General features: G+C 60.0%; 19 protein-coding genes and 4 tRNA genes. 17 read left to right on the forward strand and 6 right to left on the reverse strand.

Annotated features, from left to right (window positions below; all coding sequences use genetic code 11):
• The first annotated feature begins 78 nt into the window (after positions 1–78).
• Positions 79–1,210 (forward strand): peptide chain release factor 2 gene (gene prfB, locus ACD590_RS07320; protein WP_439002367.1). Its coding sequence is split into 2 segments (ribosomal slippage): positions 79–147 and positions 149–1,210, totalling 1,131 coding nucleotides; the frame shifts between segments, so codons are not numbered across the junction.
• A 57-nt stretch (positions 1,211–1,267) separates the two neighbouring features.
• Here prfB and ACD590_RS07325 read toward each other — a convergent pair.
• The 3 genes from ACD590_RS07325 to ACD590_RS07335 are packed head-to-tail and all read right to left on the reverse strand — an operon-like array spanning position 1,268 to position 3,615.
• Positions 1,268–2,287 (reverse strand): alpha/beta hydrolase family protein, encoded by a 1,020-nt coding sequence (locus ACD590_RS07325; RefSeq protein ID WP_439002368.1) that lies wholly within the window; start codon positions 2,285–2,287, stop codon positions 1,268–1,270.
• A 34-nt stretch (positions 2,288–2,321) separates the two neighbouring features.
• A complete protein-coding gene (locus tag ACD590_RS07330; RefSeq protein ID WP_047622607.1) occupies positions 2,322–2,837 on the reverse strand; it encodes a hypothetical protein in 516 nt (171 codons plus the stop codon).
• Positions 2,838–2,841: 4 nt separating this feature from the next.
• The gene (locus ACD590_RS07335) at positions 2,842–3,615 is read right to left on the reverse strand and encodes an NAD kinase (RefSeq protein WP_018241630.1); all 774 of its coding nucleotides are present in this window, start codon (positions 3,613–3,615) and stop codon (positions 2,842–2,844) included.
• Between the two features lie 158 nt (positions 3,616–3,773).
• On the opposite strand from ACD590_RS07335, the gene ACD590_RS07340 reads away from it, so the two are divergent.
• Both ACD590_RS07340 and ACD590_RS07345 read left to right on the forward strand, forming a co-directional pair.
• Positions 3,774–3,849: transfer RNA gene (locus tag ACD590_RS07340), tRNA-Thr, on the forward strand.
• A 195-nt stretch (positions 3,850–4,044) separates the two neighbouring features.
• On the forward strand, positions 4,045–4,431 hold the full coding sequence (locus ACD590_RS07345) for a hypothetical protein (protein WP_439003519.1): 387 nt from the start codon (positions 4,045–4,047) through the stop codon (positions 4,429–4,431).
• 32 nt (positions 4,432–4,463) lie between these two features.
• Here the strand turns inward: ACD590_RS07345 and ACD590_RS07350 are convergent, their stop codons facing one another.
• The 3 genes from ACD590_RS07350 to rlmB form a co-directional block, all read right to left on the reverse strand.
• The gene (locus ACD590_RS07350) at positions 4,464–4,601 is read right to left on the reverse strand and encodes a hypothetical protein (protein ID WP_003547501.1); all 138 of its coding nucleotides are present in this window, start codon (positions 4,599–4,601) and stop codon (positions 4,464–4,466) included.
• Positions 4,602–4,665: 64 nt separating this feature from the next.
• Positions 4,666–4,824, reverse strand: a complete 159-nt coding sequence (locus ACD590_RS07355; RefSeq protein WP_003558513.1) for a hypothetical protein — start codon at positions 4,822–4,824, stop codon at positions 4,666–4,668.
• A gap of 327 nt (positions 4,825–5,151) precedes the next feature.
• Positions 5,152–6,042, reverse strand: a complete 891-nt coding sequence (gene rlmB, locus ACD590_RS07360) for a 23S rRNA (guanosine(2251)-2'-O)-methyltransferase RlmB (protein WP_047622609.1) — start codon at positions 6,040–6,042, stop codon at positions 5,152–5,154.
• A 201-nt stretch (positions 6,043–6,243) separates the two neighbouring features.
• On the opposite strand from rlmB, the gene ACD590_RS07365 reads away from it, so the two are divergent.
• The 14 genes from ACD590_RS07365 to rpoC all read left to right on the forward strand — a co-directional run bounded on the left by ACD590_RS07365 (position 6,244) and on the right by rpoC (position 21,942).
• Positions 6,244–6,328, forward strand: a tRNA-Tyr gene (locus tag ACD590_RS07365).
• 24 nt (positions 6,329–6,352) lie between these two features.
• A tRNA-Gly gene (locus ACD590_RS07370) sits at positions 6,353–6,426 on the forward strand.
• Between the two features lie 348 nt (positions 6,427–6,774).
• Positions 6,775–7,950, forward strand: a complete 1,176-nt coding sequence (tuf, locus tag ACD590_RS07375; RefSeq protein ID WP_018241634.1) for an elongation factor Tu — start codon at positions 6,775–6,777, stop codon at positions 7,948–7,950.
• A 202-nt stretch (positions 7,951–8,152) separates the two neighbouring features.
• Positions 8,153–8,287, forward strand: coding sequence for a hypothetical protein (locus tag ACD590_RS07380; RefSeq protein ID WP_003547509.1), 135 nt, complete (start codon positions 8,153–8,155; stop codon positions 8,285–8,287).
• Between the two features lie 171 nt (positions 8,288–8,458).
• Positions 8,459–9,352 (forward strand): NAD-dependent epimerase/dehydratase family protein, encoded by an 894-nt coding sequence (locus tag ACD590_RS07385; protein ID WP_130652204.1) that lies wholly within the window; start codon positions 8,459–8,461, stop codon positions 9,350–9,352.
• Between the two features lie 167 nt (positions 9,353–9,519).
• A tRNA-Trp gene (locus ACD590_RS07390) sits at positions 9,520–9,595 on the forward strand.
• 195 nt (positions 9,596–9,790) lie between these two features.
• Positions 9,791–9,991 (forward strand): preprotein translocase subunit SecE, encoded by a 201-nt coding sequence (gene secE, locus ACD590_RS07395; RefSeq protein WP_003547514.1) that lies wholly within the window; start codon positions 9,791–9,793, stop codon positions 9,989–9,991.
• Between the two features lie 17 nt (positions 9,992–10,008).
• Entirely contained in the window at positions 10,009–10,539 is a 531-nt protein-coding gene (gene nusG / locus ACD590_RS07400) for a transcription termination/antitermination protein NusG (protein ID WP_003547516.1), read from the forward strand.
• 177 nt (positions 10,540–10,716) lie between these two features.
• A complete protein-coding gene (rplK, locus tag ACD590_RS07405) occupies positions 10,717–11,148 on the forward strand; it encodes a 50S ribosomal protein L11 (RefSeq protein WP_003547518.1) in 432 nt (143 codons plus the stop codon).
• A gap of 4 nt (positions 11,149–11,152) precedes the next feature.
• On the forward strand, positions 11,153–11,854 hold the full coding sequence (gene rplA / locus ACD590_RS07410) for a 50S ribosomal protein L1 (protein ID WP_012757015.1): 702 nt from the start codon (positions 11,153–11,155) through the stop codon (positions 11,852–11,854).
• 329 nt (positions 11,855–12,183) lie between these two features.
• Positions 12,184–12,702: a 50S ribosomal protein L10 gene (gene rplJ / locus ACD590_RS07415; RefSeq protein ID WP_003547522.1), complete on the forward strand. Its 519-nt coding sequence runs from the start codon at positions 12,184–12,186 to the stop codon at positions 12,700–12,702.
• Between the two features lie 58 nt (positions 12,703–12,760).
• Positions 12,761–13,141, forward strand: coding sequence for a 50S ribosomal protein L7/L12 (gene rplL / locus ACD590_RS07420; protein WP_439002369.1), 381 nt, complete (start codon positions 12,761–12,763; stop codon positions 13,139–13,141).
• 262 nt (positions 13,142–13,403) lie between these two features.
• A complete protein-coding gene (gene rpoB / locus ACD590_RS07425; protein ID WP_018241637.1) occupies positions 13,404–17,543 on the forward strand; it encodes a DNA-directed RNA polymerase subunit beta in 4,140 nt (1,379 codons plus the stop codon).
• Positions 17,544–17,733: 190 nt separating this feature from the next.
• Positions 17,734–21,942 carry a DNA-directed RNA polymerase subunit beta' gene (gene rpoC, locus ACD590_RS07430; protein WP_018241638.1) on the forward strand — a complete coding sequence of 1,403 codons (4,209 nt, stop codon included), beginning with the start codon at positions 17,734–17,736 and terminating at the stop codon, positions 21,940–21,942.
• Positions 21,943–22,013 lie beyond the last annotated feature (71 nt).

Here is a 22,013-nt window from a genome sequence, read left to right on the forward strand (position 1 = left end):
CCGCCGCGGCCCTTTACATCCGCGGCGGGCGTCTCTATGTCACCAGCACCTGAATAAGACCGACAGAGAAGCAGGAAAATGCGAGCGGAAATCGAAAACGTGGTCGATGAAACCAAGCAGGCTATCACCCTGCTGAGGAGGCATCTTTGACTGGGACCAGGCGATAAGACGGCTGGACTGGTTGAACAACAAGGCAGAGGATCCGAACCTCTGGAACGACGCTTCCGAAGCGCAGAAGCTGATGCGCGAGCGCCAGCAGCTGGATGACGGCATTAACGGTGTCAAGCAGCTCGAACAGCAGCTGAACGACAATATCGAGCTGATCGAGCTTGGCGAGGAAGAGGGCGACCAGAGCGTCGTCAAGGAAGCCGAGGACACGCTGAAGGCCTTGAAGGCCGAGGCTGCACGCCGCCAGGTGGAAGCCATGCTCTCCGGCGAAGCCGATGGCAACGACACTTATCTCGAAGTCCATTCCGGCGCCGGCGGCACCGAAAGCCAGGACTGGGCGAACATGCTTCTGCGCATGTACACCCGCTGGGCTGAACGCCAGCGTTTCAAGGTCGAGCTTCTCGAAGTTCATGACGGCGAAGAGGCTGGCATCAAGTCCGCGACCCTGCTCGTCAAGGGCCACAATGCCTATGGCTGGCTGAAAACGGAGTCGGGCGTGCACCGCCTGGTGCGCATCTCGCCCTACGACAGCAATGCGCGTCGCCACACCTCCTTTTCGTCGATCTGGGTCTATCCGGTTGTCGACGACTCGATCCAGATCGAGATCAACGAAAGCGACTGCCGCATCGATACCTACCGTTCGTCGGGCGCCGGCGGCCAGCACGTCAACACCACCGACTCGGCCGTGCGTATTACGCATATTCCGACCGGTATCGTCGTGCAGTGCCAGCAGGAGCGTTCGCAGCACAAGAACCGTGCCAAGGCCTGGGACATGCTGCGCGCCCGCATGTACGAAGCGGAACTGAAGAAGCGCGAGGACGCTGCCAGCGCCGAAGCCGCTTCTAAGACGGAGATCGGCTGGGGTCATCAGATCCGCTCCTACGTGCTGCAGCCCTACCAGCTGGTCAAGGACCTGCGCACTGGTGTCGCCAGCAGCGCGCCGGAAGACGTTCTCGACGGCGACCTGAACGAGTTCATGGAAGCAGCGCTTGCCCACCGCATCAGCGGCGCCGCCGACGCGGTCGTCGAGGATGTCGACTGATCGGATTATCGATGGATTGAGATAACAAAAGCCCCGGAGACGGGGCTTTTGTTTTGCTCAGGCCATCGCGCTGATGTCGCTGTCTTGAAACAGCGCTGCCGACAGATCGGCAATCTCTTCATGAATAGCCGCGCGCTCGATGCCCGGGGGATCGGTAAAGAGTTCTGCCGCAAAGGCAAGGCCGAGCGCCGTGCCCTCTGGCACGAAGACATAATGTCCAAGGCCGCCGCCGAAGATTTTAAGGGCGCTGCGCCGGAGCCGCGCATGTAGCCATGATGAACATTCTTCGGCCGGGGCCGCCCTGTCGGCATTACCGACCAGGATGAGGGCAGGCGCATCGACAGCTTTCAGGCTTTCCTCGCTGAAACCGAGAACGGACCGACCCGGCGCGCAAACGAGCGCGGCCTTAATTCTGTCGTCTCGATAGGACTTCGACATCCGGGACCATGAATCGCGAAACACATCGCTGGTGCGCAGCAATGCCGGGATATGGTCTGCAAGGTCGGGAAATTCCCTTGGTCCGCGCGCGCCACCAGGCTTCATCCTCGATGGTTCGAACTGCGAGAACTGGGCAACAGCCCCAAGAAGCAGCATCACGCTATAGGCCCCGGCCGAAAATCCCGCTGCGAAGACACTGTTCGCATCAATATGGTCTGAGAGATCGCTGAGCCATGCATCGCGGTGGTCGAGCATGTAGCTTAGGTCAGGCGCCCGCTCCCAAAGGCAGGCAAAGCCTTCAGCGCGATAGGGCTCGATGCCGGTATTGCCGTGATGACTGACGCCGAGTGCTGCAAACCCGCGATCGACCAGGCGTCGCGCCAGCCACTCCAGCCCTGCCGCGGATCCGCCGGTACCATGCGACAACAGCACGAGGGGATAGGGCCCGGCCTCCGGCCGGATGGGCGCATCGCGGGCGACGGCCGCCCTCTGGAACCAGCTTCTTTCCGGTACATCGCTTTCCCGCGCGTCATCGGCAGCGGGATACCAGAGGGACCAACGGATGGGTCTAGGGCCGGCTGCGTCCCAGTTCGACCTTTTCTCGTCGTTGAGGACGCCGTCGCGAAAGCCCAGTTTCATCTCTCGGATGCCTCTCTGAACGCTTCCTCGCCGTTCAATTCGTCGCCTTCTCCACGGTGATGTCGCCGAATTCGTCGATCAGCACGGTCCAGCCATCCGGCTCCGCGGCGGGGTCGGTCTTCAGATAGACCGTGGCGAAGAGCCCCGGTTCCTTGATGATGCCGTTCGAATTCTCGGGGCGTATATCGGTAACGTAAGGCTTCAGGTCGCTGAACTCCTGCAGCTCGATGGTCGAGGCGATCGCCGGGCCGGTCTCGGTCTGGGCAATCTGCTGCAGATAGATCTTCGAGGTCCTGTCCGGCTGGCGGACGGCAAAGAGCTTGTAGTAGCCGTGGCGCTGCGCGGCCTTTCCCTCGGGATTGGCGACGCTCTCGGCGCTCGTCGGCACTCGCTCGACCGCCGGTGCGTTGCCATCGTCCTCCCAGTAGCCGGTACTGGTCGCGAAAATCACCGATGCCGGCAGGAGGGCATCCTGCGCCGGGCCGGCCTCCGCTGCAATGCTCCATCCCGCAAGCAGGAGGCTGGTCATCAATATCCGTCGCATTGCCATCGTCTCAATCCTTGAACTGCTCGGCTAGAATCCGGTCGGACCAAGAGCGGTCGGGATCAGAAAGGATGCGCGCCGTCACATGCTCCGACTGGGCAATGCGAATATGCAGCACCGACTTGACCTCGGTATTGTCGGCCACTGCGTTCACCGGTCGCTTCTCCGGCTCGAGAATGTCGATATCGACGGTCACCTTGTTCGGAAGCAGAGCGCCCCTCCAGCGCCGAGGCCTGAAAGCGCTGACCGGCGTCATGGCGAGCAGCGGCGCCTCGAGCGGCAGGATCGGGCCATGGGCGGAAAGATTATACGCCGTCGATCCGGCAGGTGTCGCCACCATCAGCCCGTCGCAGATCAGTTCTTCCAGACGGACGCGCCCATCCACCATAACCCTTAGATTGGCGGCCTGATAGGACTGGCGAAAAAGATAGACCTCGTTGATGGCGAGCGCCGTCGAGTTGGTGCCGTCGGCGTTGGCCGTCGTCATCTGCAATGGCCGGAAGACGTTTTCGACGGCGACGCAGATGCGCTCCTGAAGCTTGTCGGTGCGATAGTCGTTCATCAGGAAGCCGACCGAGCCGCGATTCATACCGTAAACCAGCTTGCCGGAGTTCATGGTGTTGTGCAGCGTCTGCAGCATGAAACCGTCGCCGCCGAGTGCGACAATGACGTCGGCTTCGTCGGCCGGGACGTCGCCATAGATGCGAATCAACTCCTCGCGCGCGGCAAGCGCCTCCGTCGTTGGTGAGGCGAGAAAGGAAAGCGTCTGAAATGAACGGCCCATGCAATGCCCTTTATGATGCTGCCCTAGCTAAAGGATAAAGGCCTTGCGCGACAAGGACGTTTTCTATCGCGAAGCGTTTTGAGCTGCAGCCGAACTGTCCGCGCAGGCACGGATTTTCCCTTTACAGAATCACAGAATCTGCTAGTTGGGCAACTATTGCCCTTGTAGCTCAGTTGGTAGAGCACCTGATTTGTAATCAGGGGGTCCCGGGTTCGAACCCTGGCGGGGGCACCAGCCTACGCTCTGTGAGCTTCGGCTCGGCGAGCCGAAGAGAGCAACTAAGCGAAGGCGGACTGGTTCGAGAATGCTCCGGTTAGCTGCTCCATCTTTCCCCACGATACCGTCTTTCTAAACAGAGCCTGGGTTCACGGCTGCCTCGCTCAATCGCACCGGCTTTTCAGATGGCACGTATCGCTTGATGAACCGCGTCTGAAGGGCTGCTTCACCGCCAATTCAGCCGCGACCGCTTATCTTCGCCTCATCAGCAATGAGGAAACAGCCATGAAGCTCGCACATCTCTTTCTCGCCGCAACCATTTCCGTCGGTGCGGCTTTCGCGTCCGTCGCACCGGCTGCCGCCATGCCGGCCGAGCGGCCGGCGGTGACGGCGCAGGGCGATATCGTTCAAATTCGTGATGGCTGGCGAGGTGATCGCGACCGCGACGACCGTGGCTGGCGCGATGAGCGCGATTGGCGCCGGTCCGACTGGCGCGATGATCGCCGTCACTGGCGGCGGTGGCGTGCCGAGCGTTGGCAGGAGCGCCGCGAGTGGCGTGATCGCGATCGCGGTATGCCGTTCTGGCTCTACCGCAGCTGACAATAACGGCCCGGATCACCCGGGCCGTTATTTTAATGAGTGACGGGTTCGTTGACGCTCGCCTCGATCCGATCGCCATTGCCGGTCTGTCCGGCGCCGGAGGGCGACATCATTGCGATGCTAAGCACAGAGGCGACCATGAAGGCGACGACGGCGATCATTATGCGCATAAGCGTTCAATCCTCGTTCGATTCCGGGATTAACGCATGATCGCCGCCGGCGTTCCTGCCAGTATTATTGCACCTGTCCCGGCGTTGCCGGGCCGGGCGCCGTCGGCGACAGAGGATCGGGCTGGTGGATGGGGTGCGACGTGTCCACCCAGATGATGCTGATGATAATCACGACGAAGACCGCGATGAAGAGGATACCGAAAATCAGCGGTCGAATGGCCATGATAGGGATCGTTCCTTCTTGCTTCTGAGCCGGTCGCTACGACCGATCATTGCCCGATCATAGTGCCCCGGGGCGTCATTCCAAGGCAAAAGTGGATTTTTCTGGCATCGGTCGGGCGTTGCACGAGCGTTGTGCGTGTCCGGTTCCGTTTGTCGCGCCGGATCGAGCTCCTGCATAACTCCTTAAATCCGAATCGATAGCGCGTCAGAAAAGACGCGCGACGCCGGCATGTCACGGATGATCGCCTATCCCGTCGAAGTGGCCTATGCAGGCGACACGGCGCGGGCCGATGGATGGACCCGACCGGCTGCCCTTGCTTGGGCCGGCCTATGCCTTCAGGTGGAGCCGCGCCGCGTAAAGTGCGATCGCCGCCGCATTGGAGACGTTGAGAGATTTGATCGCGCCCGGCATGTCGAGACGGGCAAGTGCGTTGACGGTTTCCCGCGTCTTCTGCCGAAGCCCCTTGCCCTCCGAGCCAAGCACCAGCGCCACTTTCTCGCCGGAGAAGGTGCCTTCGAGCGGCGCCGGTCCTTCCGAATCGAGGCCGATGGTGGAGAAGCCGAGTTTGTGCAATTCACCGAGCGCATCGGCGAGATTGGTAACCTGTATATAAGGTATCAGTTCCAGCGCGCCGGAGGCGGACTTGGCGAGCACGCCCGATTCGGTCGGGCTATGTCGCTGCGTGGTAATGACCGCGCCGGCATTGAAGGCGACGGCCGAGCGCATGATCGCGCCGACATTGTGCGGATCGGTCACCTGATCGAGGACGAGCAGGAGAGGGCTTTCCTTCAGTGCTTCGAGTCGGCGTACCGGAAGCGGCCGTGTTTCAAGCATCACACCCTGATGGATCGCCTCGGGGCCGAGCACCTTGTCGATTTCCTGCGGCGAAACGATCTCGAAGGGCATGCCGAGCGTTTCGACGTCGACTTCGAGGCGCGCGAGTGCGTTCTGCGTCACGAACAGCTTGATCTTCTTGCGCTCGGGATTGTCGAGCGCCGCGCGCACCGTATGCAGGCCATAGAGATGCACCTGGTCGGGCGCAAGCGCCGGCGGCTTCCAGTCTTCGCCGCCGCGCTTTCGCTTCTGCGGCTGAGGCGTCGGAATCTCCCCGCGTTCGCGCTTGGCGTCGCGGTGGGCGCGCCGCAGAGTGGCGTAATGCGTATCCTTGGCGGATGGGTCTGTCGCGGTCTTGCCGCCGGATTTGTTGTCTTTGCTCATGCAGCTTTATAGCTATGGCGCTGGCTGCCGCATAGGCTTTCTTTCATATGCCGGCTTTCGGTGGCGAATGAAATTTTTCGTGTTTTTTCCGTTGTCATCGTGTTGACAGACTGAAATGCTCCGGTCATATACGCGGCGCAGACGACGGGCAGCAACGCTTCGAAGTCTGACGAACTTGGTCTTGCGATCCGGACGAAAACTGGAGAGATGCCCGAGTGGTTAAAGGGGACGGACTGTAAATCCGTTGGCTCAGCCTACGTTGGTTCAAATCCAACTCTCTCCACCATTCGTCATCGGATCGGACCACCCCGCGGGTATAGCTCAATGGTAGAGCAGCAGCCTTCCAAGCTGAATACGCGGGTTCGATTCCCGCTACCCGCTCCAGTTTCCGTTACGCTACTTTATTCGACCGCTGCTGCCGTAGTCCCCGAGATGTCTCCGGCGCTGGCGGAGAAGCTGACGATTGCGATTGTCGACTGGCAGGGAAGGGCGCTCGACGCGGAACGGCTATGGCGTGTCTCGGGCGGTCAATGCGATTTTCTTTAAGATTTCAGCGATTTTCGAGGGGGCTTTGGCGAATCGCCTTGCAGGCGGCGAATTGTCTCCCATATGCGCTCTCAGGCCAAGAATGGCGTCTGCAATTAAGTCTTGCGCAATGTCGCCGAAAGCCTTAAACGGCGGCACTAAACCGGTTCGCCGGGGCCACCATTTTCGTTCACAGGAAGCATTCAAATGGGAAAGAGTAAGTTTGAGCGCAACAAGCCGCACGTCAACATTGGCACGATTGGCCACGTTGACCACGGTAAGACGTCTCTGACGGCAGCGATCACGAAGTACTTCGGTGAGTACAAGGCGTACGATCAGATCGACGCGGCTCCGGAAGAAAAGGCCCGTGGCATCACCATCTCGACGGCGCACGTCGAGTATGAGACGCCGGCCCGCCACTACGCGCACGTCGACTGCCCCGGCCACGCCGACTACGTCAAGAACATGATCACCGGTGCTGCCCAGATGGACGGCGCGATCCTGGTGTGCTCGGCCGCTGACGGCCCGATGCCGCAGACGCGCGAACACATCCTGCTGGCCCGCCAGGTCGGCGTTCCGGCAATCGTTGTGTTCCTGAACAAGGTCGACCAGGTTGACGACGCCGAGCTTCTCGAACTGGTCGAGCTCGAAGTTCGCGAACTGCTGTCGTCCTACGACTTCCCGGGCGACGATATCCCGGTCGTCAAGGGTTCGGCACTTGCTGCTCTCGAAGATTCGGACAAGAAGATCGGCGAAGACGCGATCCGCGAACTGATGGCTGCTGTTGACGCCTACATCCCGACGCCTGAGCGTCCGATCGACCAGCCGTTCCTGATGCCGATCGAAGACGTGTTCTCGATCTCGGGCCGCGGCACGGTTGTGACCGGCCGCGTCGAGCGTGGCATTGTCAAGGTTGGCGAAGAAGTCGAGATCGTCGGCATCCGTCCGACCTCGAAGACGACGGTGACCGGCGTTGAAATGTTCCGCAAGCTGCTCGATCAGGGCCAGGCTGGCGACAACATCGGTGCGCTGATCCGCGGTGTGAACCGTGACGGCGTCGAGCGTGGCCAGATCCTGGCGAAGCCCGGCTCTGTCAAGCCGCACAAGAAGTTCATGGCAGAAGCCTACATCCTGACGAAGGAAGAGGGTGGCCGTCATACGCCGTTCTTCACCAACTACCGTCCGCAGTTCTACTTCCGCACGACCGACGTGACGGGCATTGTGACGCTGCCGGAAGGCACGGAGATGGTGATGCCGGGCGACAACGTCACGGTTGCCGTCGAGCTGATCGTTCCGATCGCGATGGAAGAAAAGCTGCGCTTCGCGATCCGCGAAGGCGGCCGCACCGTCGGCGCCGGCATCGTCGCGTCGATCGTCGAATAACTTTCGAGTTATCCGCAATTATGAAGACCCCGCTGGAAACAGCGGGGTTTTTCATTTTCATGGCTTCCTGTAGGCTTAACAGGTGTTGTAAAAATATCGTTAAATTGGCCTGTCACAGTATTTTGTTCATCTCACGTTCAGAAACCGGTTTGTGATTGGAACATTGTAGTCCAGACTCCTTCTTGCAAAGAGGAGAGCCCGGATGATTCCAAAGGCCACATTCGCTGCGACGATATTCGCGATGTATGTTTTCACGATGTTTTTCATCGCTGCAATTCCGCAAGAAGTTGTTCAGTCTGCCGTAGTGCAGATTGGCGAGGTAAGTGTCGTCAAGTGACGACCTTTGCCGAGCATCGCAGGGTTCTGCGATGATCGGAAATGATCGGCCAGGTGCTCCCGGATAGGATGCTCCTGGCGACGCGGGGGTGAACCCTTGCAGGACGCTCGCTTGCTCTTCGCGCGGAAGCGTCTATCTATGCCTCCGATTTCATGACGCGGAGGATATTCCATGAAAAGACGTATTCTGTTCACTGGCGGTTCGGGCAAGGCAGGTCGCCATGCTGTGCCATGGCTCGTCAATGCCGGTTACGAGGTTCACAACCTCGATCTTGTGCCGCTGGATAGCGCCGGCGTCACCAATCTCATCGCCGACATCACCGATAGCGGTCAGGTGTTCAACGCGCTCTCGATGCATCGCGATTTTCCCGATCTCGACGCGGGCAGAGGCGTGCAGCCCTTCGACGCCGTCGTGCATTTCGCCGCCATCCCGCGCATCCTGATCAAGCCCGATAACGAAACCTTCAGAATCAACACGATGGGCACCTATAATGTCATCGAGGCGGCGGTGAAGCTCGGCATCAGGAAGATCATCGTCGCATCGAGCGAGACGACCTACGGCGTCTGCTTCGCCGAAGGTCACCGCGATTTCCACCAGTTCCCGCTGGAGGAGGACTACGACGTCAATCCGATGGATTCCTACGGCCTTTCGAAGGTGGTCAACGAAAAGACGGCGCGCGCCTTTGCCGAACGTTCGGGCTTCGATATCTATGCGCTGCGCATCGGCAACGTCATCGAACCTGACGACTACGAGAAGTTCCCGACCTATTTCGCCAATCCCGAGATGCGCAAGCGCATCGCCTGGAGCTATATCGACGCCCGCGACCTCGGACAGATCTGCCATCTCTGCATCGAGAAGGACGGCCTCGGCTATCAGGTCTTCAATGCCGCCAATGACACCGTCTCGGCCAATACGCCATCGAAGGAGCTTGCGAAGCGATTCTTTCCGAACGTGCCTTTCACTCGCGAGATCGGCGAATATGAGAGCCTGCTCTCCAACCGCAAGATCCGCGAGGTGCTGGGCTTCAGGGAAGAGCACGATTGGCGGAAATATGTGAAGGTCTGAACGGATCTGGTCACGCGATTGAAAAGCCGATCGTTCGCATATCATGAGAATGGCTTTGAAAATCGAAAATCGTGCTTGCCAATCCCGTGTCGTCGTCTTAAAGGGAGCGCCATGCTTTTCAGCAGCGATTTGCGGGCCTTGGCTCAGGCGCTGAATGATCGGTATGAAGGGGTATAGCTCAGTTGGTAGAGCGGCGGTCTCCAAAACCGCAGGTCGTAGGTTCGAGCCCTACTGCCCCTGCCATTTTCCTTGATGCGGGACAGCGCGGATATGCTCGCGGCATTTCCGGCCGAGGATTGATTGGTGGTAAGTAATTTCGTTAAACTTCGGTTTCCCTCTTGTGTATTCGGAAATCGGTGTTTATTTAGGGTTCAACAGACACGCGGTGCGTGGGGCTGATAGTTTCAGCTTTACGCGCCGTAATTGCGTGGGCAGTCGATGGCATCCAAATCCAATCCGTTTGCGTTTCTGCAGCAGGTTCGCTCCGAGACGTCCAAAGTTACATGGCCATCGCGCCGCGAGACCATGATCTCGACGGTCATGGTGCTGGTGATGGTGGTTTTCGCCGCGCTGTTTTTCTTTGCCGCTGACCAGCTGATCGGCTGGGCTCTGAGCTTCGTGCTGAATACCGGCAACTGATACGGGTGGAGATGAAAATGGCGGCACGTTGGTACATCGTCCACGCATATTCTAATTTTGAAAAGAAGGTGGCTGAAGATATCGAGAACAAGGCTCGCCAGAAGGGGCTTGAGCACCTGTTCGAGAAGATCCTCGTGCCGACCGAAAAGGTGGTGGAAGTGCGTCGCGGCCGCAAGGTCGATTCCGAGCGCAAGTTCTTCCCGGGCTATGTCATGGTTCGTGCCAATCTGACGGACGAAGCCTACCATCTGATCAAGAATACGCCGAAGGTCACAGGCTTCCTCGGCTCCGACAATAAGCCCGTTCCGATTCCCGACTACGAAGCCGAGCGCATTCTCGGTCAGGTCCAGGAAGGTGTCGAGCGGCCGAAGGCTTCCATTACCTTCGAGATCGGCGAGCAGGTCCGCGTTTCCGACGGCCCATTCGCGTCGTTCAATGGCACGGTTCAGGATGTGGACGAAGAGCGTTCGCGCCTGAAGGTGGAAGTGTCGATCTTCGGCCGCGCAACGCCGGTCGAGCTGGAATACGCTCAGGTCGAGAAGGTCTGATTGCAGAAACTGGAAGCTGGCCCTTGCGGCCTGTTTCCTGCGGACCTTGTCCGCACCCGCGTGGAAGGTGAGGGGGTCTTAGCCGGACCCTGATGATCCGCACCACGCAACCGCAGCCGCCGGAGAGGTCCGGCATCACGGGCCGGGCGACCGGCCGTTCATGAAAGGCAGAGAGATATGGCTAAGAAAGTTGCAGGCCAGCTCAAGCTTCAGGTCAAGGCAGGATCGGCAAACCCGTCCCCGCCGATTGGTCCGGCGCTTGGTCAGCGTGGCATTAACATCATGGAATTCTGCAAGGCGTTCAATGCCGCCACGCAGGAAATGGAAAAGGGTATGCCGATCCCGGTCGTCATTACCTATTACCAGGACAAGTCGTTCACCTTCGCGATGAAGCAGCCGCCGGTCAGCTACTGGCTGAAGAAGGAAGCGAAGATCACATCCGGTTCCAAGACGCCCGGCAAGGGCGCCAAGGCCGGTTCCCTCACCAAGGCTCAGATCAAGTCGATCGCAGAAGCCAAGATGAAGGATCTGAACGCAGCGGATATCGAAGGTGCAATGGCGATGATCGAGGGCTCTGCCCGCGCCATGGGCCTGGAAGTGGTGGGTTAAGATCATGGCAGGTAAGCGCACGCAGAAGATCAACGAAGGTGTTGATCCCACCAAGCTCTACGCTCTGACCCTGGCCATCGGCATGGTCAAGGAACGGGCTGTCGCCAAGTTCGACGAAACCATCGAAGTCTCGATGAACCTCGGCGTTGACCCGCGCCATGCGGACCAGATGGTTCGCGGCGTCGTCAACCTTCCGAACGGCACGGGCCGTACGGTTCGCGTTGCCGTCTTCGCTCGTGGCGCCAAGGCTGACGAAGCCAAGGCCGCCGGTGCCGATATCGTTGGCGCCGAAGAGCTTGTCGAAATCGTCCAGGGCGGCAAGATCGAATTCGATCGCTGCATCGCCACCCCCGATATGATGCCGCTCGTCGGCCGTCTCGGTAAGGTTCTCGGCCCCCGCGGCATGATGCCGAACCCGAAGGTCGGTACCGTCACCATGGACGTCGCCGGAGCTGTCAAGGCTTCCAAGGGCGGCGCTGTCGAGTTCCGCGTCGAGAAGGCTGGCATCGTCCATGCCGGGATCGGCAAGGCCTCTTTCGACGCCAAGGCTCTGGAAGAAAACATCCGCGCCTTTGCTGACGCCGTCATCAAGGCGAAGCCGGCAGGCGCCAAGGGCAACTACGTCAAGCGCGTGGCGATTTCCTCGACCATGGGTCCAGGCGTCAAGATCGAGCCCGGCTCGGTCACCGGTGCGCCGGCTGCATAAGTTTACTGCCGGGCTTTAAATCCGGCGACTGAATTTCCGGCCTCGCAAGGGGCCGGAATATTCCGGAGAAATCCGGAATCCTGTCCGAGATTGCAGGTGGTTTTCCCTTAATCACTTAGCCTGCATGAGACGGGTAAGACCCGAATTGCATGAAGTTCGCTTCTAGGAACTCGGTTCGAGCCTTGGATGCCTTGTGCCTCTTTAGCCTTGATTGGCGCGAGAGCGCGGGGGGACAGGATCCTCAAGCGTCGCTTGGGATCTCGCATGATCCCAGGAGGCAAAAGGCAACCGGCGGGCCCGTTTTTGGTCCCGCCAACTGGAGATAGGCAGTGGAAAGAGCGGAAAAACGCGAATTCGTCACGGAACTGAACGAAGTCTTCAAGGCTTCGGGCTCAGTTGTCGTGGCCCACTATGCTGGTGCTACAGTCGCGCAGATGAACGATTTTCGTTCGAAGATGCGCGCAGCTGGCGGCACCGTCAAAGTCGCGAAGAACCGCCTGGCCAAGATCGCCCTTCAGGGTACGGAAGCGGAAGGGATGTCCAATCTCTTCAAGGGTCAGACGCTGATTGCATACAGCACCGATCCGATCACCGCTCCGAAAGTCGTCATGGATTTCGCCAAGACCAATGACAAGATCATTGTTCTGGGCGGCGCCATGGGAACAACCACGCTCAACGCCGATGCAGTCAAGTCGCTTGCGACCCTGCCTTCGCTCGATGAGTTGCGTGCGAAGCTGCTGGGCATGATCCAGACACCGGCTACCCGCATCGCTGGGGTTGTTGCAGCACCGGCAAGCCAGCTTGCCCGCGTGTTTGCGGCCTACGCCAAGAAGGACGAAGCCGCGTAAGGCGGTTTTTCGCTGTTTATAATCAACCGGTTCGAACCGAACAAAAGGAACTAGTAAAATGGCTGATCTCGCAAAGATCGTTGACGACCTCTCCTCGCTGACCGTTCTGGAAGCTGCAGAACTGTCGAAGCTTCTTGAAGAAAAGTGGGGCGTTTCCGCTGCTGCTCCGGTAGCTGTTGCTGCCGCTGCCGGCGGTGCTGGCGCTGCTGCTATCGTTGAAGAAGAAAAGACCGAATTCGACGTCATCCTCGTCGAAGCTGGTGCCAACAAGATCAACGTCATCAAGGAAGTCCGCGCCATCACCGGTCTCGGCCTCAAGGAAGCCAAGGACCTCGTCGAAGCCGCTCCGAAGGCTGTCAAGGAAGGCGTCAACAAGGCTGAAGCCGCTGACATCAAGAAGAAGCTTGAAGACGCTGGCGCCAAGGCCGACGTCAAGTAATCTTGAACTGCTTTGGGAGGCAGTATTTCTACTGCCTCCCATTTGCCGTTTTTCTGAACGAATTACCCAAAAGCCGCGTCGAAACGGCTTTTGGGTAATGGGTTCTTCAAAAGGATGGTCTCGCACCGAGGGCAGCACAGCAATCCGAGCTGAGCGTTTTCTGGAGTCGGACGAGATTGAACTACTCATTGATTGACGGGATCGACTGGCCATCGGTTCCCGTCCGTTGCAGGCCCGGGTGCAAGATTTTGAAGGAGCGACGATGGCTCAGACCCTTTCGTTCAATGGTCGCAGGCGCGTACGCAAGTTTTTTGGTAAGATCCCCGAAGTCGCAGAAATGCCGAACCTCATCGAGGTTCAGAAGGCGTCCTACGACCAGTTTCTAATGGTTGAAGAGCCGAAGGGCGGCCGACCCGACGAAGGTCTTCAGGCCGTTTTCAAGTCGGTTTTCCCAATCACCGATTTCTCCGGTGCATCGATGCTGGAATTCGTGTCCTACGAATTCGAACCGCCGAAGTTCGACGTTGACGAATGCCGTCAGCGCGACCTGACCTATGCCGCGCCGCTGAAGGTGACGCTGCGCCTCATCGTGTTCGATATCGACGAGGATACCGGCGCGAAGTCGATCAAGGACATCAAGGAACAGTCCGTCTACATGGGCGACATGCCGCTCATGACCAACAACGGCACGTTTATCGTCAACGGCACCGAGCGCGTGATCGTTTCCCAGATGCACCGTTCGCCGGGCGTCTTCTTCGACCATGACAAGGGCAAGAGCCATTCTTCCGGCAAGCTGCTCTTTGCTGCGCGCGTCATCCCCTATCGCGGTTCCTGGCTCGATATCGAATTCGACGCCAAGGACATCGTCTACGCCCGTATCGACCGCCGCCGCAAGATCCCCGTGACGTCGCTGCTGATGGCGCTCGGCATGGACGGCGAGGAAATCCTCGACACCTTCTACACGAAGTCGCTCTACAAGCGCGACGGCGAAGGCTGGCGCATTCCCTTCAAGCCGGAAACGCTGAAGGGTGCCAAGGCGATCACCGAGATGGTCGACGCCGATACCGGCGAAGTCGTCGTGGAAGCCGGCAAGAAGCTGACCCCGCGCCTGCTGCGCCAGCTTTCCGACAAGGGCCTGAAGGCACTCAAGGCCGCCGACGACGATCTTTACGGCAATTACCTTGCCGGCGATATTGTCAACTACTCGACGGGTGAGATCTACCTCGAGGCCGGCGACGAAATCGACGAGAAGACGCTTGGCGTTATCCTGGCGAATGGTTTCGACGAGATCCCGGTTCTCGGCATCGATCACATCAATGTCGGCGCCTATATCCGCAACACGCTGACAGCCGACAAGAACGAGAACCGTCAGGACGCTCTGTTCGACATCTACCGCGTCATGCGTCCGGGTGAGCCGCCGACCATGGAATCGGCCGAAGCCATGTTCAACTCGCTGTTCTTCGATGCGGAGCGTTACGACCTCTCCGCCGTCGGCCGCGTCAAGATGAACATGCGCCTCGACCTGACCGTCGAAGACACCGTCCGCATCCTGCGCAAGGATGACATCCTGGCCGTGGTCCGGATGCTGGTCGAACTGCGCGATGGCAAGGGCGAGATCGACGACATCGACAACCTCGGCAACCGCCGCGTCCGTTCGGTCGGCGAGCTGATGGAAAACCAGTACCGTCTCGGCCTGCTGCGCATGGAGCGCGCGATCAAGGAACGCATGTCCTCGATCGAGATCGACACGGTCATGCCGCAGGACCTGATCAACGCCAAGCCGGCCGCCGCTGCCGTTCGCGAATTCTTCGGTTCCTCGCAGCTCTCGCAGTTCATGGACCAGGTCAACCCGCTCTCGGAAATCACCCACAAGCGCCGTCTTTCGGCTCTTGGCCCGGGCGGTCTGACCCGTGAGCGTGCCGGCTTCGAAGTCCGCGACGTGCATCCGACCCACTATGGCCGCATCTGCCCGATTGAAACGCCGGAAGGCCCGAACATCGGTCTCATCAACTCGCTTGCGACCTTTGCCCGCGTCAACAAGTACGGCTTCATCGAAAGCCCGTACCGCCGCATCGTCGACGGCAAGGTGACGAACGACGTGCTCTACCTCTCCGCCATGGAAGAGGCGAAGTACTACGTCGCCCAGGCCAACGCCGAGATGAACGCTGACGGTTCCTTCGTCGACGAATTCGTCGTCTGCCGTCATGCCGGTGAAGTTATGCTCGCCCCGCGCGACAGCATGAACCTGATGGACGTCTCGCCGAAGCAGGTCGTTTCGGTCGCCGCCGCGCTCATCCCGTTCCTGGAAAACGACGACGCCAACCGCGCGCTCATGGGCTCGAACATGCAGCGTCAGGCAGTGCCGCTGCTGCGTGCCGAAGCTCCGTTCGTCGGTACCGGCATGGAACCGGTCGTCGCCCGTGACTCCGGTGCCGCCATCGGCGCACGTCGCGGCGGCGTGGTCGACCAGGTCGACGCGACGCGTATCGTTATCCGCGCCACGGAAGACCTCGAAGCCGGCAAATCCGGCGTCGATATCTACCGCCTGCAGAAGTTCCAGCGTTCGAACCAGAACACCTGCGTCAACCAGCGCCCGCTGGTCACCGTCGGTGACGAGGTCAACCGCGGCGACATCCTCGCCGACGGCCCGTCGACCGATCTCGGCGACCTGGCGCTCGGCCGCAACGCGCTCGTCGCGTTCATGCCTTGGAACGGCTACAACTACGAAGACTCGATCCTGCTCTCCGAGCGTATCGTTGCCGACGACGTGTTCACCTCCATCCACATCGAGGAATTCGAAGTGATGGCGCGCGACACCAAGCTTGGTCCTGAGGAAATCACCCGCGATATTCCGAACGTTTCGGAAGAAGCGCTGAAGAATCTCGACGAAGCCGGCATCGTCTATATCGGCGCCGAAGTTCAGCCGGGCGATATCCTCGTCGGCAAGATCACACCGAAGGGCGAAAGCCCGATGACGCCGGAAGAAAAGCTTCTGCGCGCCATCTTCGGCGAAAAGGCCTCCGACGTGCGCGACACCTCGATGCGCATGCCGCCCGGCACTTACGGCACGATCGTCGAAGTTCGCGTCTTCAACCGCCACGGCGTTGAAAAGGACGAGCGCGCGATGGCAATCGAGCGCGAAGAAATCGAGCGTCTGGCAAAGGACCGTGACGATGAGCAGGCGATCCTCGACCGTAACGTCTACGGCCGTCTGATCGAGATGCTGCGCGGCCAGGCTTCCATTGCCGGCCCGAAGGGCTTCAAGAAGGGCAGCGAGCTTTCCAACGCCGTCGTCTCCGAATATCCCCGCTCGCAGTGGTGGATGTTCGCGGTCGAAGACGAAAAGGTCCAGAGCGAGCTCGAAGCCCTGCGTGGTCAGTACGACGAATCCAAGTCGCGCCTCGAACAGCGCTTCATGGACAAGGTCGAAAAGGTCCAGCGCGGCGATGAAATGCCCCCTGGCGTCATGAAGATGGTCAAGGTCTTCGTCGCAGTAAAGCGCAAGATCCAGCCGGGCGACAAGATGGCCGGCCGTCACGGGAACAAGGGCGTCGTCTCGCGCATTGTGCCGGTGGAAGACATGCCGTTCCTCGAAGACGGCACGCATGTCGACGTCGTTCTGAACCCGCTCGGCGTGCCTTCGCGCATGAACGTAGGCCAGATCCTCGAAACGCATCTGGGTTGGGCTTGCGCCGGCATGGGTCGCCAGATCGGCGAACTGATCGATGCATACAAGGCCAATGGCAACATTGAGCCGCTGCGCAAGACCATCGGCGATGTCGTCGGTACCGGCCCGAAGGCCGAACAGGTCCATGAGTTCGACGATGACTCGGTTCTGCGTCTCGCCGACCAGTGGAAGCGTGGCGTTTCGATTGCAACGCCTGTTTTCGACGGTGCGAACGAAGCCGACGTCAACGACATGCTACGCCTGGCAGGTCTCAAGGATACCGGTCAGTCAACGCTCTATGACGGCCGTACCGGCGAGCAGTTCGACCGCCAGGTGACCGTGGGCTACATCTACATGCTGAAGCTCAACCACTTGGTCGACGATAAGATCCATGCTCGTTCGATCGGTCCTTACTCGCTCGTGACCCAGCAGCCGCTGGGCGGCAAGGCGCAGTTCGGCGGTCAGCGCTTCGGCGAAATGGAAGTCTGGGCGCTCGAAGCATACGGCGCGGCCTACACGCTGCAGGAAATGCTGACGGTGAAGTCGGACGACGTCGCCGGCCGCACCAAGGTCTACGAAGCCATTGTCCGCGGAGACGACACGTTCGAAGCCGGTATTCCGGAAAGCTTCAACGTTCTCGTCAAGGAAATGCGCTCGCTGGGCCTCAGCGTCGAGCTCGAGAACACCAAGCTTGACGAGGCGCAGGCAGCTCAGCTGCCCGACGCGGCCGAGTAAGCACTTGATAGGGCGTGCGCTGCCAATGCGGCGCACGCCGGTCCCGCCGGGCGCCGTATCCGTGTCGGCCCGGAAGGGAAGTTTCGCCGCATCTAGCGGTTATTCTCGTTTAAGCGAGGGAGGCGGCTCCCGGGAATTTGCCGCCGACCATCGCATTTTAAGGGCGCTTTAGCCCATGAAGGAGACAGGCATGAACCAAGAGGTCATGAATCTTTTCAATCCGCAGGTGCCTGCACAGAATTTCGATTCTATTCGGATTTCGATCGCGTCTCCGGAGAAGATCCTCTCCTGGTCTTACGGTGAGATCAAGAAGCCGGAAACCATCAACTACCGTACGTTCAAGCCGGAACGCGACGGTCTGTTCTGCGCGCGCATCTTCGGGCCGATCAAGGACTACGAATGCCTGTGCGGCAAGTACAAGCGCATGAAATACAAGGGCATCATCTGCGAAAAGTGCGGCGTCGAAGTCACGCTGTCGCGCGTTCGCCGTGAGCGCATGGGCCATATCGAGCTCGCCGCTCCCGTTGCCCACATCTGGTTCCTGAAGTCGCTGCCGAGCCGCATTTCGACGCTGCTCGACATGACGCTGAAGGATGTCGAGCGCGTCCTCTACTTCGAAAACTACATCGTCACCGAGCCGGGCCTGACTGCCCTGAAGGAGCACCAGCTCCTCTCGGAAGAAGAGTACATGCTCGCCGTCGACGAATACGGCGAAGACCAGTTCACCGCGATGATCGGCGCCGAGGCGATCTACGAGATGCTGGCCTCGATGAACCTCGAGAAGATCGCTGGCGACCTGCGCGCCGAGCTTGCCGACACCACGTCGGATCTCAAGCAGAAGAAGCTGATGAAGCGCCTGAAGATCGTCGAGAACTTCATGGAGTCGGGCAATCGTCCGGAATGGATGATCATGAAGGTCGTTCCGGTCATCCCGCCGGACCTGCGTCCGCTGGTTCCGCTCGACGGCGGCCGTTTCGCGACGTCGGATCTGAACGATCTCTACCGCCGCGTCATCAACCGTAACAATCGTCTGAAGCGCCTGATCGAGCTTCGTGCGCCTGGCATCATCATCCGCAACGAAAAGCGCATGCTGCAGGAATCCGTTGACGCGTTGTTCGACAACGGTCGCCGCGGCCGTGTCATCACCGGCGCCAACAAGCGTCCGCTGAAGTCGCTCTCCGACATGCTGAAGGGCAAGCAGGGCCGCTTCCGCCAGAACCTGCTCGGCAAGCGCGTCGACTATTCCGGCCGTTCGGTCATCGTCACCGGTCCGGAACTGAAGCTGCACCAGTGCGGCCTGCCGAAGAAGATGGCGCTCGAGCTCTTCAAGCCGTTCATCTATGCCCGCCTCGACGCCAAGGGTTACTCCTCGACCGTCAAGCAGGCCAAGAAGTTGGTCGAAAAGGAAAAGCCGGAAGTCTGGGATATCCTCGACGAGGTCATCCGCGAGCATCCGGTTCTCTTGAACCGCGCACCGACGCTGCACCGCCTGGGCATCCAGGCCTTCGAACCTACCCTGGTCGAAGGCAAGGCGATCCAGCTGCATCCGCTCGTCTGCACGGCCTTCAACGCCGACTTCGACGGTGACCAGATGGCCGTTCACGTGCCGCTGTCGCTCGAAGCCCAGCTCGAAGCCCGCGTGCTGATGATGTCGACCAACAACATCCTGCACCCGGCCAACGGCGCGCCGATCATCGTTCCCTCGCAGGACATGGTTCTCGGCCTCTATTATCTGTCGATCCTCAACCAGAACGAGCCGGGCGAAGGCATGGCCTTCTCCGATCTCGGCGAGCTGCATCACGCTCTCGAAAGCAAGGTCGTGACGCTGCACACCAAGATCCGCGGCCGCTTCAAGTCGGTCGACGAGGATGGCAAGCCTTACTCGAAGATCTACGAGACGACGCCTGGCCGTCTGCTCATCGGTGAACTGTTGCCGAAGAACGGCAAGGTACCCTTCGATATCTGCAACCAGGAAATGACCAAGAAGAACATCTCGAAGATGATCGACACGGTCTATCGCCATTGCGGCCAGAAGGACACGGTCATTTTCTGCGACCGCATCATGCAGCTCGGTTTCGCCCATGCCTGCCGCGCCGGCATTTCGTTCGGCAAGGACGACATGGTCATTCCGGATGCCAAGGCCAAGATCGTTGCCGACACCGAAAATCTGGTGAAGGAATACGAGCAGCAGTACAATGACGGCCTCATCACCCAGGGCGAGAAGTACAACAAGGTTGTCGACGCCTGGGGCAAGGCGACCGAAAAGGTCGCCGAAGAGATGATGGCGCGCATCAAGGCGGTCGAATTCGATGAGAAGACCGGTCGCCAGAAGCCGATGAACTCGATCTACATGATGAGCCACTCCGGTGCCCGCGGTTCTCCGAACCAGATGCGCCAGCTGGGCGGCATGCGTGGCCTCATGGCCAAGCCGTCGGGCGAAATCATCGAGACCCCGATCATCTCGAACTTCAAGGAAGGCCTGACCGTCAACGAGTACTTCAACTCGACGCACGGCGCCCGTAAGGGTCTGGCAGACACCGCCCTGAAGACCGCCAACTCCGGCTACCTGACCCGCCGTCTCGTCGACGTCGCGCAGGATTGCATCGTCACGCATGTCGACTGCGGAACGCAGACGGGCCTCACCATGACCGCCATCGTCGATGCCGGCCAGGTGGTTGCCTCGATCGGCGCCCGTATCCTCGGCCGCACGGCGCTCGACGACATCGATCATCCGGTCACGGGTGAGCGCATCGTCGATGCCGGCAAGATGATCCTCGAGCCCGACGTCGTCGAAATCGAAAAGGCCGGCATCCAGTCGATCCGCATCCGCTCGGCACTGACCTGCGAAATCCAGACGGGCGTCTGCTCTGTCTGCTACGGCCGCGACCTCGCGCGCGGTACGCCGGTCAATATGGGCGAAGCCGTCGGCGTCATCGCTGCTCAGTCGATCGGCGAGCCGGGCACCCAGCTCACCATGCGTACCTTCCACCTTGGCGGTACGGCAACCGTGGTCGACCAGTCGTTCCTTGAAGCCTCGTACGAAGGTACGGTGCAGATCAAGAACCGCAACATCCTGCGCAACTCCGATGGCAATCTCGTTGCCATGGGCCGCAACATGACCGTCCAGATCCTGGACGAACGTGGTGTCGAGCGGTCGTCGCAGCGTGTGGCCTACGGTTCGAAGCTGCATGTCGACGAAGGCGATAAGGTCAAGCGCGGCCAGCGTCTGGCAGAGTGGGACCCCTACACCCGTCCAATGATGACGGAAGTGGCCGGTACCGTTCAGTTTGAAGATCTGGTCGACGGTCTCTCCGTTCTGGAAGCGACCGACGAATCGACCGGCATCACCAAGCGTCAGGTCATCGACTGGCGTTCGACCCCGCGCGGCTCGGACCTCAAGCCGGCGATCGTCATCAAGGATGCCAGCGGCAATATCGCCAAGCTGTCCCGTGGTGGTGATGCCCGCTTCCTGCTCTCGGTCGATGCGATCTTGTCGGTCGAGCCGGGCACGAAGGTCTCCCAGGGTGACGTTCTCGCCCGTTCGCCGCTCGAAAGCGCCAAGACCAAGGACATCACCGGCGGTCTGCCGCGTGTTGCCGAGCTGTTCGAAGCCCGTCGTCCGAAGGACCACGCCATCATCGCAGAGATCGATGGTACGATCCGTCTCGGCCGCGACTACAAGAACAAGCGTCGCGTCATCATCGAGCCGGCGGAAGACGGTGTCGAGCCTGTCGAATACCTGATCCCGAAGGGCAAGCCCTTCCACCTTCAGGAAGGCGACTATATCGAAAAGGGTGACTACATCCTCGACGGTAACCCGGCTCCGCACGACATCCTGGCGATCAAGGGCGTGGAGGCTCTGGCCTCCTACCTCGTCAACGAGATCCAGGAAGTCTACCGCCTGCAGGGCGTCGTCATCAACGACAAGCACATCGAGGTGATTGTCCGTCAGATGCTGCAGAAGGTGGAAATCACCGACGCAGGCGACTCGACCTATATCGTCGGCGACAATGTCGACCGGATCGAGCTCGAAGACGTCAACGATCATCTGATCGAGCAGGGCAAGAAGCCAGCCTACGGCGATCCGGTTCTTCTCGGCATCACCAAGGCGTCGCTGCAGACCCCGTCCTTCATCTCGGCCGCATCCTTCCAGGAAACGACCAAGGTGCTGACGGAAGCTGCAATCGCCGGCAAGACCGACGGTCTGCAGGGTCTGAAGGAAAACGTCATCGTCGGCCGCCTCATCCCGGCCGGTACCGGCGGTACCATGACCCAGATCCGCCGCATCGCCACGTCGCGCGACGAGATGATCCTCGAAGAGCGCCGCAAGGGCACGGGTGCTGCCGTTGCCACGCCGATGCTGCAGGACATGGCCGAAAAGGCTCCGGCTGCGGAATAATCCGCGGCTGAAGTCGACGAATTGAAAAACCGCCCGGAGCGATCCGGGCGGTTTTTGTTTTATTTGCTCTG

It is taken from the genome of Rhizobium sp. 862_C5_N1_2 (assembly GCF_051811205.1).
Taxonomy (GTDB): Bacteria; Pseudomonadota; Alphaproteobacteria; order Rhizobiales; family Rhizobiaceae; genus Rhizobium; species Rhizobium leguminosarum.